Genomic DNA, 14,457 nt, shown 5'->3' on the forward strand with positions numbered 1-14,457 from the left:
TAGGTTATGAGGCGCAACATAACCACGCAAAAAGTAGTTTGGTTTCTGCGGTCAAACTACTTAGTCCTTGCAGAGTGCTCTAAACCACTTCCGGTAAGGCGCGATTGATGGATAGCGGCTCAGTTAACCGCGCATCGGTCTGACATATTGGCCGTGAGTTCTGGCAAGTCGTGCTGTAGGGCTTGCCCGACTGTACCTTCAAACCCGGGTTCGAGAACCATGTTGAAGTAAAATTCGGTACTCTCAGGCTCATATCCGAGCCTTTCAAATATCTCTGCCGACTCTAATACGATTGTCGTTGCGGGTAGAATGGGGGTTTCTGTAGTCACCTGGCCAAGAAATGTCCCATCCCTAAACGAATATGCCGACAACGTAGGTGATGCCTCCCGATCCCCACCATTGTGTACGAGAACTAAGGGCTGGTACCCAGCAATGAATCGGGTTGTGGGAACATTCATCAAAACCCTCTGATCGGAAGTCACGCCTGCAACACAGTTTGTTGCATCCATCCAAATTCCACTGATCTCATTCCGAATTATATGCGAGACAAAACCTGCAAATCTAGAATTCACTATTGTTGTGTACGTTGATTCTCCAGGTGTCATTATTCCCATTACGTTTTCTAAATCCGGAACACCAAATTCGAATGAGGCTTTGCCTCTGACATTGGTGGTGTAGCGGCCTAATTCTTCACCTGTTAAATCATCTACAAATGTGAACGTCACTTCTGCAGATTCATCCTCGGCGTTGAACACACGCAGGAGAGATATATTCCCTAGTCCATTGTTTGATGTTTGCACACCTAATAGCCGCGTGCCTGAAGGTGCAACATAATCATCAACCAGGTTCAATACTTCTCCTAATTTTAGATTAGGAGTTTCCCATGACCAGGCAGCATTGGTGACTGGTTCTGATGAATACCGCAGTGCATATTCAATTTGCTCAACGGTTGCGTTCGGTCTGGCCTCACGGATGAGTGCGATGGCGCCAGCCACAAATGGTGCCGCCATGGATGTGCCGGAAGAAAATGAATAAGTAGATGGTGGAAAGGTAGCTGAGAAAACTATGTCACCCGGCGCTAAGAAATCTACAATTTCAGCGTGATTAGCGAAGCTTGATGGCACACCAAAAGAAATCGAGGACACGGCGATTGCCGCTTCCACGCAAGCTGGTTGAGAAACGGCTCCTATTTCTCCTCCATTTCCAGCAGCAATGGTTGTAAGGACACCTAAATCCTTAAGGTCTTCGATAGGCCCGACAAGCAAATCATCGTAACAATAATTTGAGTATGACCCACCACCCAAGCTCATGTTGACAGAGACTATATTGTGCTGGCTGGTCGCAGTCTTGAGCCATTCCAAGGCTTCAAATTGATCAAGGGAAGAACTGCGATAGCATGGCGGAGTTTCGTCGCCGCAGATTATTGAATTGGTTATTCTTACAAAGACTTGCACAGGAATAATCGACGCATTGTAAGCAACCCCGTCAAGTTCGAGTACCCCGCCTACTGGATCATTCCCAGCAGCGATGCCAGCAACATGCGTTCCATGCCAGCATACTGAAGTGCTGGTTTCTCCATTACAAACAGATGCAGCTCCTGAACCTACAAATCCAGATAGTCCTTGTGGACATAAGGATTGAACACCAATTGAACTGACAGAGGTCGAAAAGCATGCCTCTTCAACGATTTTACCACCGGAAAACGCTTCATGACTGGCAAAAATTCCGTCATCAAGAACAGCAATAACCTGGCCAGTTCCAGTATAGCCCGTATCCCAGAGCGTATCTGCCTCCACTACACCCGTGTCAATAAAAAGGCTTTTACCTTCTCGGTCTTGCTGGATTTTATCAAAGCGCTCAACGTGCACATCCCGAATTTCTTTATCGCTGATAAGCTGGTTTATATCATCCGGGCCAACTCGTGCACGTAAAGCATTGGAGCTGTTGAGCGCTCTTACAACTTCAATTCCTGCCGATGACAAGCTCGAGGCTTTGGTTGATAGTCTCTCAGTGCTGGAAAGCTCAGTTGAAGATTTGCCCTCACGTTTTGTAATTGAGGACTCAGGAGTTCGATAAAAGATCAGCACGCCAACTTTATTGATTAGGTTTGAGTCTGCTCCGCTGCTCTGTGTCTCCTCAAGGCTGTTCGCATAGCTGGTTAAGGTGTCACGCAGTCTGGACGCCCATTCCGGCTCTTTTTCCTTCTGATCTATTCCCCCGACCCTTACTAATCGAAAGTCCTGAGCAAGGGACTGTTGTGTAGCTTGAACCAAAAAAAGAGCGGTCACGCCCAAAGTCAGCCGTTGTAAAAACTTAGAATAGTTTGCGTTTAAAAGCCCACTGATTGCCACTGACAATGCCCCCGACCGAGTCCGAAAATGACTTATGGGTGAACATTGAAGCATTCACACTTTTTATGTCAACTCTGTATGCGGGATTATTTAGTCATTCACACCTTTAACGAAAATAATTATGAGCGACAGTGTGTGCCCAACCATAACAAAACCCCCGTCCGGAAACCCCGGGCGGGGGTTGAGCTTCTTTAGTAAGGCGGCTGATAAAACCAGGTCGAAATTTGCCCCGATTTTATCTCACCCCGACTTTACGCTGCGTCGAAGCGGTCCGCCGTCATCACCTTGTTCCATGCGGCGACGAAGTCAGTGACGAACTTTTCTTTGGTGTCGCTCTGGGCATAGACTTCACTGATCGCCCGCAGTTGTGAGTTTGACCCGAAGATCAAATCCACACGGGTGCCGGTCCATTTGACCTCGCCCTTTTCACGGTCCACACCTTCGAAGGTATCGCCCGCATCCGACGTCGGACGCCACACGGTATCCATGTCCAACAGGTTGACAAAGAAGTCGTTGGTCAATTGCCCCTGACGTTGGGTGAACACACCGTGCTTGGTGTTGCCAGCACCCAACACACGCAAGCCACCAACAAGGGCCGTCATCTCTGGCGCACTGAGTTTTAACAACTGGGCTTTATCGACCAGCATTTTCTCTGCCCTCACCGTGTAGTTTGCTTTCTGGTAGTTGCGGAAACCATCCGCTTCCGGCTCCAGCACGGCGAAGTTTTCAATGTCGGTTTGCGCTTGGGTCGCGTCCATGCGGCCGGGCGTAAACGGCACCTCAATGTCTTGACCGGCATCCTTGGCCGCCTTTTCAATGGCCGCAGCGCCACCCAACACAATGAGATCAGCCATGGAGACTTTCTTGCCACCACGGGCGCTGTCATTGAAGTCTGTCTGAATCTCTTCCAGCTTCGACACCACTTTGGCCAATTGGGCCGGTTGATTGGCCGCCCAATCTTTCTGAGGCGCCAAACGCACACGCGCGCCATTGGCACCGCCGCGGTTGTCAGAGCCACGGAACGTCGAGGCCGAAGCCCAGGCCGTGCTGACCAGTTCAGACACCGACAGGCCGCTATCCAGAATTTCCTTTTTCAGGTTGGCAATGTCCCGGTCACTGATCAGCTTGTGATCAACGGCGGGGATTGGATCCTGCCAGATCAAATCTTCCTCCGGCACTTCCGGCCCGAGGTAACGGGTTTTCGGTCCCATGTCGCGGTGCAGAAGCTTAAACCAAGCCCGGGCAAACGCATCGGCAAACTGGTCTGGGTTTTCGTAGAAGCGGCGTGAGATTTTTTCGTACACCGGATCAAACTTCAACGACAGATCGGCCGTCGTCATCATCGGCGGGGCCAGTTTGGACGGATCATGGGCATCCGGAATCAGGTTCTCGGGTTTTGGATTGATCGGCACCCACTGTTGCGCACCGGCGGGGCTTTTGGTCAGCTCCCAATCGTAGGTGAACAGCATTTCAAAGTAGCCGTTGTCCCACTGGGTCGGGTTTGGTTTCCAAGCGCCTTCGATGCCACTGGTTGTGGTGTGCACGCCCTTGCCACTTTCGAATCTGTTGGTCCAGCCAAGGCCCTGCTCTTCAATTGAGGCCCCTTCAGGCGCGGGACCAACGAGCGACGGATCACCCGCACCATGGGCTTTACCGAACGTGTGACCACCAGCCACCAGAGCAACGGTTTCTTCGTCGTTCATGCCCATGCGACCGAAGGTCTCACGCACATCACGGCCAGACGCCACCGGATCAGGGTTACCGTCCGGACCTTCCGGGTTCACATAGATCAAACCCATTTGCACGGCGGCCAGCGGGTTCTCGAGGTCGCGATCACCACTGTAGCGGTTGTTGGCCAGCCACTCGGTTTCCGCACCCCAGTAAATGTCTTCCTCAGGCTGCCAGATATCGGCACGGCCGCCGCCAAAGCCAAAGGTTTTGAAGCCCATGGACTCCATGGCCACGTTGCCCGCCAGGAGCATCAGATCGGCCCAGGAAATCTGGTTGCCGTATTTCTGTTTGATCGGCCACAGCAAACGACGCGCTTTGTCCAGGTTGCCGTTGTCGGGCCAGCTGTTGACCGGGGAAAAGCGTTGATTGCCAGTGCCGCCACCACCACGGCCATCGCCGGTGCGGTAGGTGCCTGCACTGTGCCAGGCCATACGGATAAACAGACCGCCGTAGTGACCCCAGTCCGCCGGCCACCAGTCTTGGGAGTCGGTCATCAAATCGCGCAAGTCTTGCTTCAGCGCGTCATAGTCGAGTTTGCCAAACGCTTCGGCGTAGTTGAAGTCTTCGCCCAGGGGGTCGGATGCTGGCGCATGCTGATGCAGAATGCTCAGATTGAGCTGCCCAGGCCACCACTCATGGCCGGTCAGCGCGCCGCCAACGGTTGACCCCGTGGCATCGTCCATTGTGGCAGCGTGTGCCGAGCCGGATGTGGCTGCAGCTGCGGCCAGGGCCGTTCCGGCCGCCAGCATAGTGCGGCGGCTGGTACCGGTGTGCCCAAGTGGGCATTTAGATTGATTAGACATGCGATTTTCCTTCCCTCGGTCTCATGACCCTATATTTATACGAAAAACGTCTTAGTCGTTTATTGATCTGCCTCAACAAACACTATGCGGCAGCTTTAACTTTCTCGAGCACATTCTGCGGAGAGGATTCACCGTAAGGATCTTCACCACAGTTATCTTCGTAGCCGGGCTCCTCGAACCAGTGTTTGACCACACCGTTTTCAATCACGGCGGCATAGCGCCAGGAGCGCATGCCAAAGCCGAGGTTATCTTTACACACCAGCATACCCATTTTGCGGGTAAACTCGCCGGAACCGTCGGGAATGAGTTTGATGTTCTTCAGGCCCTGTTGCTTGCCCCAGGCGTTCATCACAAAGGCATCATTCACGGACACGCAGTAAATGTCGTCGATGCCCTGCGCTTTAAACTCAGGAAATAATTTCTCAAAATCTGGCAGCTGATACGTCGAGCATGTGGGCGTGAAGGCCCCGGGCAGTGAAAATACAATCACGGTCTTTTTGTCGAACAATTCATCGCTGGTCACGTCCTGCCACCGGAACGGATTAGGCCCCTCAATACTTTCATCACGTACACGGGTCCGGAAGGTCACTTTAGGGGCTTTCTTGCCAATCATCATTTCGTCCTTTTGCAGTCTGATCTTAAAAACTTGTTTTAAAGCGGGGCTGTGATCACCACCGCTCTGTTGAGCAGTGATCCACTTTCACCTCACTGATAACAGTTTAGAACTGTTATAGATTAGAATTATTATAGTTTGGAATGATTGTAAAGTAGATAAAGGCGGATATTGAGATCGGCGGGACACATCTTGCATGGGCTCGTTCCAAGGAGGGTCACCATACGCGGTCCATGGGCTCGTTCCCCTAATCATACGTGCATAGGCTCGTTAATAAGGAACCAGTCGTGCATGGGCTCGAACCAAGGGGAGAGCCCCAACAAGAAAATCTCGAACCAAGGGGAGAGCCCCCACAAGAAAATCTCGAATCGTGGTCGAGCCTGAAAAGGACATTAAAAAAGCGGGCCCCGGAAGGTCCCGCTTTTTATATTTGTGTTGAGAGATTTTTACTCGGCGGCAGAGGTCTCTGCTTTGAGGTAGGCGATCAGAGCATCCCGATCAGACTCTTTCCTGACCCCGGCAAAAGCCATCTTGTTTCCGGGCAGGAAGTCCTTCGGCTTGACCAGCCATTCCTCTAGAGTTTCCGCAGACCAGATGATGCCAGACTCCAGAACCGCATCAGAATAGCGGAAACCGTCTTTAACTCCGGCCTTGCTGCCGAACATGCCATGCAAGTTGGGTCCAACCTTGTGGCGGCCATCCGCTTCAAGGGTATGGCATGACCGGCACAGCACAAAAACGCGCTTGCCGCGGTTCATCAATTCTTCGTCTGTCATCTCCTGGGCAGCACTTGGCATAGACGATCCAGCGACCAGCGCTGCGATGGCAAAAAATAGGCTAATCAAACGCGTCATTATCAGTCCTCGTGTGGCGAAAAATCGAGAGAAAAACTAGTCACTTTCATGGCGTTGTAAAGTAGCAATATGTCTAACTCAGGGCATTTTTGGGCAGAAATATACCTTCTCCTGCTTCCGGCCCCTTCACGACAGACTATATAGTGCCGTCACAAACCGTTACCAAACTTCAATAGCGCTGTCCCCGTATGTGTGGCATCGACCCCTTTAAGATCATTTTTTGGCCCTAAGAGTGCTTTGATTTGGGACAATTCCAGAGGCAGTTAAAACGTATAGCCATAAAAGATATACGAAGGACTCAAGCGAAAGACTGATCCACCCAGAGATTGTGGGCGTATCAGCAAGTACATAAGTTCGGTCACGTTAAATTATTAGGCATTGAGCATGAACAAGGCGCAAATCGCAGCTATTGCAATCTTCCTGGCCGGAGTGGCTTGGATTGGATCTGGTATGCTCACCGGGCGCGGTACTGACACCCCAAACGCCAGCGCTGATCAGCAGGCCGCGGAGGCTGAAGCCGCCATCCCCTCGGTTCGTGTTGAAGAGTCCGTGGCTCAATCCTTTCAGAGCGATATCATTCTGCAAGGCCGCACAGCTGCTTCGCGGATGGTTGAACTGCGGGCTGAGGTGTCTGGCCGGGCCGAAGAAATTATGGTCATGGAGGGCCAGCCAGTTAAGGATCAGGCGGCCATCTTAAAAATTGCGATCAATGATCGTGCTGCGCGGCTGGATCAAGCCCGCGCCGCCCTTGAGCAGCGCCGCATTCAGGTGGAAGCCGCCCGCCAGCTCGCCAAGCAGAGTTTTGGCACACAGGTGCGGCTGGCCGAGGCTGAAGCCCAGTTTCAGCAGGCCAAAGCTGATGTGGTGCGTTTTGAGTTAGATTTGGCAAACACAACAATCCGCGCGCCCTTTGATGGCATCTTTGATACCCGCAACACCGATGTTGGTGCCGTTCTCAACGTTGGCGATATAATCGGTACCGTGGTCGACCTCGATCCTCTGAAAGTAACCGGTCAGATTTCCGAGCGTAATGTCAGAGACGTTAAAATCGGCATGCTTGGCAAAATGGTGCTGTCTGACGGCATGGAAATACAAGGCGAAATTAGTTATGTCGCCTCTGTCTCTGACCCAAGCACACGAACATTCAAAATAGAGCTTTTGGTGCCCAATCCTGACTCAGATGTCCTCGCAGGGCTTGCGGCCCAGCTGCGCCTGCCCGCTGGACAGCAAATGGCCCATAGCGTTTCGCCCTCGGTTCTGACCCTTTCCGATAATGGCCAAATTGGCATCAAAACCGTTGATGGCGATAACCGGATTAAATTCTGGCCTGTCGAAATTCTGGATGATGGCCCGCAAGGCACGTGGGTTGCAGGTTTGCCGGACCGCGCGACAATCATTGTCGTTGGTCAGGATTACGTCGGTGTTGGCCAGAAAGTCACTCCTGTAACCGTTACCCTGGGTGCTGATCAGTCGTAAAACCCTATCCTAGAGCCAATAGAGGCCTGGAAATCACCTGACCACCAAATGGACGTGTTACGCTCCGTTACCAGTGCTTGCTTGTTGTAAAGCTGGCATCACGCCACTCTTTCTATTGAATTTATTGGCCTCCGTCATAGCCCAGTTTGATGCTGACTTAGACGCTCGCGCCATTCGTCATAGAAGAGTTGATTTGTCGTCATGAACACAATTATTTCAGCCGCACTCAGCAGATCCCGCATGGTGATCTCCGCCTTCGTTGTGTTGTTTCTCGCAGGCACCGTCTCCTACATTGAGATTCCCAAGGAGGCTGAGCCGGAAATCACGTTTCCCCTCATCTTTATCTCCGTGGTGCTCGACGGCGTGTCCCCAACAGACGCGGAACGCCTTCTCATCCGGCCTGTCGAAGAGGAAGTACAGTCCCTTGCCGGCATCAAAGAAATCCGCGCCACGGGATTTCAGGGCGGTGCCAGCATCACCCTAGAGTTCGAGGTCGACATTGATTTGCAAGACGCGCTGGCTGATACCCGCGCCGCTGTGGATCGCGCCAAACCCGAGCTTCCGGTAGATGCGGAAGAGCCATCGGTCAGAGAGTTTGATAGCTCTGGCTTCCCCATTATGTCGGTCACCGTGTCTGGCCCCCTGCCCGAGCGGACACTGCTACAGTTATCGCGTGATCTCAGAGATCGTGTTGCGCAATCTGGTAATGTTTTGGAAGCCACGATCTCCGGCACCCGCGAAGAGCAGGTTGAAATCGTGATTAACCCGCTCATGGTCGAGCACTATGGCCTCAACAACACCGAGTTGTTCCAGTTGTTCAGCCGCTCCAACCGGTTGGTGGCAGCGGGGAGTCTCGACACCGGACAGGGTAAATTTGCGGTCACCTTGCCCGGGCTTTTTGAAAATATTGATGACATTCTAACGCTGCCGGTGAAAGCCGATGCCAATGGTATTGTGCTGTTCTCAGACATCGGGGAAGTGCGGCGCACCTTCAAAGATGCGACGACATTGGTGCGCGTCAATGGCAATCCAGCCATCACGCTAGACATTAAAAACCGCCGTGGCACAAACGTGTTTAATACTGCCACAGACGTCCGCCGTATTGTCGACAATGAAATCAAAGATTGGCCGACAGGTGTAGATGTACGGTTCATTACCGACCGCTCGATCAATGTACGCGCGCAACTCGACAGCATTCAAAACGGAGTTGTGCTGGCGATCTTCCTGGTGATGACGCTGTGTATGGCTCTGCTTGGGATTCGTTCTGGTCTGCTTGTTGGATTATCAATTCCAGGAGCTTTTCTGACCGGAATTTTCCTCATGTATCTCCTGGGTATGTCCATCAACTTCGTGGCGATCTTTGGATTAATTCTGTCCGTTGGTTTGCTGGTTGATGGCGCGATTGTTGTTGTTGAGAACGCCGACCGGCGCATTGCCGCAGGACAGAAACCGTCCCTCGCCTACAAGGATGCCGCCAAACGCATGGCGTGGCCGATCATCACATCTACGGGTACGACAATGGCGGCTTTTGTACCCCTGCTCTTCTGGCCGGGCATGATTGGACAGTGGATGGGCTTGCTGCCCACAACCATCATTCTGGTCCTTAGCGCATCCTTGGTGATGGCGTTGATTTTTGTTCCCACCATTGGGGCTGCCACACGGCGTAATGACATCGGCTCAGAAACCGTCGACGATGAATCCTCAATGATCAATCCGGAGACACAAACCGGCATCACTGCGTTTTACGTAACCCTTCTTCGCCACGCTCTAAATCATCCTAGCAAGGTTATACTCGCAACGTTTGCATTGCTATTCATCGTGCCCGCAACATTTATGACGTTTGGCCCTGGCATGACGCTCAATCCGCCCGAGGAGCCAAGGGCCGCGATGCTGGAAGTCAAAGCACTCGGCAACCTTTCCATTGAAGAGCAAGACAAACTGGTCGGTGAAGTCGAGCGCCGTATTCTTGACCTGGATGACTTTGAGAATGTCTATGTGCGCACGGGAAAACCACCTGGCAGCAGCAATAGCGATGCCGACCTCATTGGCGAAATTCGCTTGATCTTCAAGCAATGGGGAGATCGTCGCCCCGCTGATGCCGTACTCGCAGACGTCACACGCCGCACACAAGATATTGCTGGCGTCAAAATTGAAGCCAAGAAGCAGCTTCACATGACGAACGATACTGCGATTGAGCTGATTCTGAGCTCAAAATCCTCAGCCGCACTGATCAGCGCCGCCACACAAATTCGTCAAATTTTCGACAACGTCGAGGGTTTGCGAAATGTCGATGACACGCTGCCCCCGCCCGGCATTGAATGGCAACTGTCCGTGGATCGCAGTGAGGCTGCAAAATATGGTGCCGATATTACTTTGGTAGGGGAATCAATCCGCCTGATCACCAATGGACTCCGCCTCGGCACGTACCGGCCCGATGACAGTGAGGACGAAATTGACATCGTTGTGCGATATCCCTCTGAGTACCGCACGGTACGGCAATTAGATGACATTCGCATTGAAACCCAACGCGGTCTTATTCCGATCAGCAACTTTGTCAGTCGCGAGCCTGTTCAGAAAGTGGCTGAGATTGAACGCACAGATGCCCGGCGCACCATCACCCTGACCGCCGGCGTTCTGCCAGGGGTTTTGCCCGGTAACAAGGTGCAAGAGATCAAAGCTGAGATCGCCAAGCTTGAGCTGGATCGAAGTGTTGAGGTCACCTTTAAGGGCGAAGAATTGGATGCTCAGGAGAACTCAAACTTCCTGGTCAACGCCTTTGCTCTGGCGATGTTCTTGATGGCGATGATTCTGCTGGCACAGTTTAACAGCTTCTATGCCGTCGCTTTAATTCTAAGCTCCGTGATTTTGTCGACTATTGGCGTGTTCTTGGGTCTGCTGATTACTGGAAGTCCCTTCATCATCACCCAGTCTGGCGTTGGGATCATCGCCCTGGCCGGGATTGTGGTGAACAACAACATCGTACTCCTCGACACGTACTTCCTGTTTCGAGGTAAAGCGGTGTCCGCTTACGACGCGATCTTGCGAACGGGCGTCGAGCGCTTGCGACCTGTGTTTTTAACGACCGCGACCACAGTGCTTGGTCTTGTCCCTATGGCACTTCAAATAGGGGTGGATTTCTTTGATCGATCCATTGAACTCGGCTCCCCTGCCCTGCAATTTTGGCGGCACCTGGCCATCGCCATCGTCTTTGGGTTGATTTTTGCAACCCTTTTGACCCTGTTCGTTACCCCCGCAGCCCTGATGGCTCAGCGTAATTTTCTTACGTGGTATAGGGGTTTAATGAATAAAGATGACTCAGAGCCAAGAAATGCGCCCTTAAGCCCGGCAGAGTAAGGCAAAGCCTGATCTAACGGCGGCTCAGTAACGTAAACACACTAATAGCGCCATATAGGCGGTTCTTTATTTGTTTCAATGAGTTGGGGCGAGAAACGCCATTATGAATACCTTGATTGCTGTCGCCGCGCGGCGTTCTAAAATTGTCTTCTCTGCTTTTGTCGTGCTGATCCTAAGCGGCGTCACAGCCTACATGAGCGTTCCGCGTGAATCTCTGCCTCAGCTGGCGATTACGGTGATCTTCACGTCTGTTATTTTGGAAGGTGTCTCTCCGGAAGACTCTGAACGCCTGCTGATCCGCCCCCTTGAAGAAGAACTTCAAAACCTTGAAGGCGTCAAAGAACTACGTGCAACCGCTTATCAAGGTGGGGCCAATGTGGTGCTTGAATTTGATGCGGGCGTTGGCGAAGAGGAAGCCCTGCAAGACGTGCGCGCGGCCGTTGACCGGGTTAAACCAGATCTGCCTGAAGAAGCTTTGGAACCCCAAATCAGCCAGGTTGATTTTACCCGCCGGCCGGTTCTAACTGTTGCCCTTTCTGGTGATCTACCTGAGCGCACGTTGTTAACCCTCGCGCGTGGACTGCGCGACGAGGTTCGCCAAATCCCATCTGTCTTGGATGCCACCATCTCTGGAGCGCGCGAAGAGCAAGTCGAAATCATCATTGATCCGCTCTTGGTCGAGTACTATGGCCTTAATAAAGACGAACTTTTCCGTGTCTTTAGCCGCTCAAACCGCCTGGTCGCTGCAGGTAATTTGGATACCGGGAGCGGTCGTTTTGCCGTTACTGTGCCTGGATTGTTTGAAACCTCACAGGACATTTATAATTTACCCGTAAAGTCTACAGAGGATGCTGTCGTTACTCTTGGTGATATTGCGGACATACGCAGAACTTTTAAAGACCGTCAGACGTTCGTTAGCATTAACGGCAAGCCGGCTGTCACCGTCGATATCAGCCGTCGTCCCGAAGCCAATGTGGTCGATACGATTGCAACGGCCCGTGCTCTGGTCGAGCGTCTTCAACCAGCGTGGCCGGAAGGTTTATCTGTGTCGTTCCCTGTTGATGATACCGAAAATATCACATCGCGGTTCGACAGCCTGCAAAACAGCGTTATCTCCGCCGTTATCATCGTTATGGCCATTTGTATGGCCGTCCTTGGGTTCCGCTCAGGACTTCTGGTGGGCATCGCCATACCCGGCTCGTTTCTGACCGGCATTTTAGTGCTGGCGACAATGGGCGTCACACTCAACGCACTCGCCCTTATTGGCTTAATCTTATCTGTGGGGATTTTGGTCGATGGCGCGATCGTCGTCGTTGAGAATGCAGAGAGTCTAAAAGAAGAAGGTGTTTCTCCCAAAGACGCTTATGTTATGGCTGCCCAGCGGATGGCTTGGCCTATTACGTCTTCAACTGCGACGACCTTGGTCGTGTTTCTGCCCTTGCTGTTCTGGCCAGGCAATACGGGTGCCTTCTTTAAGTACCTTCCGATCACATTGATCAGTGTTTTATCAGCCGCTCTTGTGATGGCCTTGATTTTCGTCCCAGCCATAGGTGCGAATTTAAAATCATCATTGCAAAGCACCAATAAGAAGCCACGGGCTTCAACTGCACTTTCAGTCTGGTATTCAAGTGTTCTCAATAAGTGCCTAGACAACCCAGGCAAGATCATCGTCGGGACCATAGTTTCTTTGATATTGGTTCAAGTTCTCTATTCTAACTATGGCAAAGGCGTTTATTTTTTCCCGCCTCAAGAACCTGATTCTGCCACTTTATCCATCCATGCGCGCGGCAACCTCTCCTTGGAAGAGCAACACCGCCTTGTCGGTGAAGTTGAGAACCAAGTTCTTGGTTTGGATGGAATTAAGTTTATTTACGCCACGACTGGTCGTCCACCTGGTGCAGGCGCAAATGCGCCAGCACCTGATTTTATCGGCGATATCAAAGTCGAGATGATGCCCTGGAACGAGCGCCGTCCAGCAGTTGAAATTCTGGCAGATATCGAAAATCGCGTCAGCACAATTGCTGGTATTCAAGTCGTACTAAAAAAAGAGGGGCATGGACCAACAACAGGGCAAGCCATTCAGATTGAAGTCGCGTCAAAAGACTCTGCAGCGCTCATTAATACAGTCGACCTTATCCGGCGCGGCATGGAAGACGTCGGTGGATTTACGAGTGAGTCCGATAACCGGCCCCTGCCAGGAATTGAATGGCAGCTCAAAGTAGATCGTGCCGAAGCGTCAAAATATGACGCAGACGTCACAGTTATTGGTCAATCGATTCAATTGATTACCAACGGCCTTAAACTTGGGGAATACCGGCCCGATGATAGCGAAGAAGAAATTGATATTGTCGTTCGCTACCCCGAAAACCTGAGGTCTATCCGCAGTCTTGATCAGGTTAGAATTGAAACAGGTCGCGACCCGGTACCTATCAGCAACTTCGTCGACCGTGTACCCGTTCAACAGGCTGGCGAGATTGCCCGTGTCGATGGCGTGCGAACCATGAAAGTTGCCGCCGATGCAAAGCCGGGGTTCTACTCTGGACTGCAGGTGGTGCGTCTAAAGCAATGGCTGGCCACTCAGCAGGTTCCAGACAGTGTGGCGGTGAACTTTAAAGGCGAACAAGCTGACTCGGAAGCCAGCAGCAGTTTCCTGACAAACGCCTTTCTCCTTGCCATCTTCATGATGGGTATCATTCTGCTTGCACAGTTCAACAGTTTTTATTCTGTGTTTGTTGTGCTGACAGCTGTGTTGTTCTCAACGTCAGGTGTGTTCCTAGGGCTGCTGGTTACAGGTTCTAGTTTCAGCATTGTGATGTCAGGAATTGGAACGATTGCCTTGGCCGGGATCGTGGTCAACAACAACATCGTGTTGATCGATACCTTTAATTCGTTCAACGATGGCACCAGATCACTCAGAGAGGCTGTAATGAAGACCGGTATAGACCGCCTTCGCCCGGTGCTCTTAACGACTGGTACAACTGTTCTCGGGTTGGTGCCAACGGCGACACAGTTCAATGTCGACTTTTTCAATCGGACGGTTACCATTGGTGATCCGGCAACAGAGTGGTGGGCCTATATGTCTCAGGCCATCATTTATGGTTTGGTGTTCTCCACCGCCCTCACCCTTGTATTTACGCCGTGCATGCTGATGGCCAGAGAGCGTGTGTCTCTATGGCGAACAGAAAAAGTTGTGATGGTTAAGCGTCTTGTGCGTAAAGCGCGGGGACAAAAAGACCCGGAAGTTGTGCCACCGCTTCCCGCCGAGTAAAAATCTA

The 14,457-nt window shown here is 51.9% G+C and carries 7 protein-coding genes; 3 read left to right on the plus strand and 4 right to left on the minus strand.

Going from position 1 to position 14,457, the window contains the following annotated elements:
• Positions 1–119: 119 nt before the first annotated feature.
• The 4 genes from RIC29_17020 to RIC29_17035 form a co-directional block, all read right to left on the minus strand.
• Positions 120–2,351, minus strand: a complete 2,232-nt coding sequence (locus RIC29_17020; protein MEQ8736628.1) for a S8 family serine peptidase — start codon at positions 2,349–2,351, stop codon at positions 120–122.
• A gap of 251 nt (positions 2,352–2,602) precedes the next feature.
• Positions 2,603–4,765 carry a catalase/peroxidase HPI gene (katG, locus tag RIC29_17025; GenBank protein ID MEQ8736629.1) on the minus strand — a complete coding sequence of 721 codons (2,163 nt, stop codon included), beginning with the start codon at positions 4,763–4,765 and terminating at the stop codon, positions 2,603–2,605.
• 202 nt (positions 4,766–4,967) lie between these two features.
• Complete coding sequence (locus tag RIC29_17030) at positions 4,968–5,498, minus strand: peroxiredoxin (protein ID MEQ8736630.1); 531 nt, start codon at positions 5,496–5,498, stop codon at positions 4,968–4,970.
• 446 nt (positions 5,499–5,944) lie between these two features.
• Positions 5,945–6,352, minus strand: a complete 408-nt coding sequence (locus RIC29_17035; protein ID MEQ8736631.1) for a cytochrome c family protein — start codon at positions 6,350–6,352, stop codon at positions 5,945–5,947.
• Between the two features lie 384 nt (positions 6,353–6,736).
• On the opposite strand from RIC29_17035, the gene RIC29_17040 reads away from it, so the two are divergent.
• The 3 genes from RIC29_17040 to RIC29_17050 all read left to right on the plus strand — a co-directional run bounded on the left by RIC29_17040 (position 6,737) and on the right by RIC29_17050 (position 14,450).
• A complete protein-coding gene (locus tag RIC29_17040) occupies positions 6,737–7,828 on the plus strand; it encodes an efflux RND transporter periplasmic adaptor subunit (protein MEQ8736632.1) in 1,092 nt (363 codons plus the stop codon).
• Between the two features lie 201 nt (positions 7,829–8,029).
• The gene (locus RIC29_17045; GenBank protein ID MEQ8736633.1) at positions 8,030–11,182 is read left to right on the plus strand and encodes an efflux RND transporter permease subunit; all 3,153 of its coding nucleotides are present in this window, start codon (positions 8,030–8,032) and stop codon (positions 11,180–11,182) included.
• A gap of 103 nt (positions 11,183–11,285) precedes the next feature.
• Positions 11,286–14,450 carry an efflux RND transporter permease subunit gene (locus RIC29_17050; protein ID MEQ8736634.1) on the plus strand — a complete coding sequence of 1,055 codons (3,165 nt, stop codon included), beginning with the start codon at positions 11,286–11,288 and terminating at the stop codon, positions 14,448–14,450.
• Positions 14,451–14,457 lie beyond the last annotated feature (7 nt).

The organism is Rhodospirillaceae bacterium (genome assembly GCA_040219235.1).
Lineage (GTDB): Bacteria > Pseudomonadota > Alphaproteobacteria > Rhodospirillales > Rhodospirillaceae > WLXB01.

Bases quoted from the DNA above. Each gene is read 5' to 3' on its own strand.
- katG (MEQ8736629.1), bottom strand. From the start codon at position 4,765: ATGGACGATGCCACGGGGTCAACCGTTGGCGGCGCGCTGACCGGCCAT.
- RIC29_17030 (MEQ8736630.1), bottom strand. From the start codon at position 5,498: ATGATTGGCAAGAAAGCCCCTAAAGTGACCTTCCGGACCCGTGTACGT.
- RIC29_17050 (MEQ8736634.1), top strand. From the start codon at position 11,286: ATGAATACCTTGATTGCTGTCGCCGCGCGGCGTTCTAAAATTGTCTTC.
- RIC29_17035 (MEQ8736631.1), bottom strand. From the start codon at position 6,352: ATGACGCGTTTGATTAGCCTATTTTTTGCCATCGCAGCGCTGGTCGCT.
- RIC29_17045 (MEQ8736633.1), top strand. From the start codon at position 8,030: ATGAACACAATTATTTCAGCCGCACTCAGCAGATCCCGCATGGTGATC.
- RIC29_17040 (MEQ8736632.1), top strand. From the start codon at position 6,737: ATGAACAAGGCGCAAATCGCAGCTATTGCAATCTTCCTGGCCGGAGTG.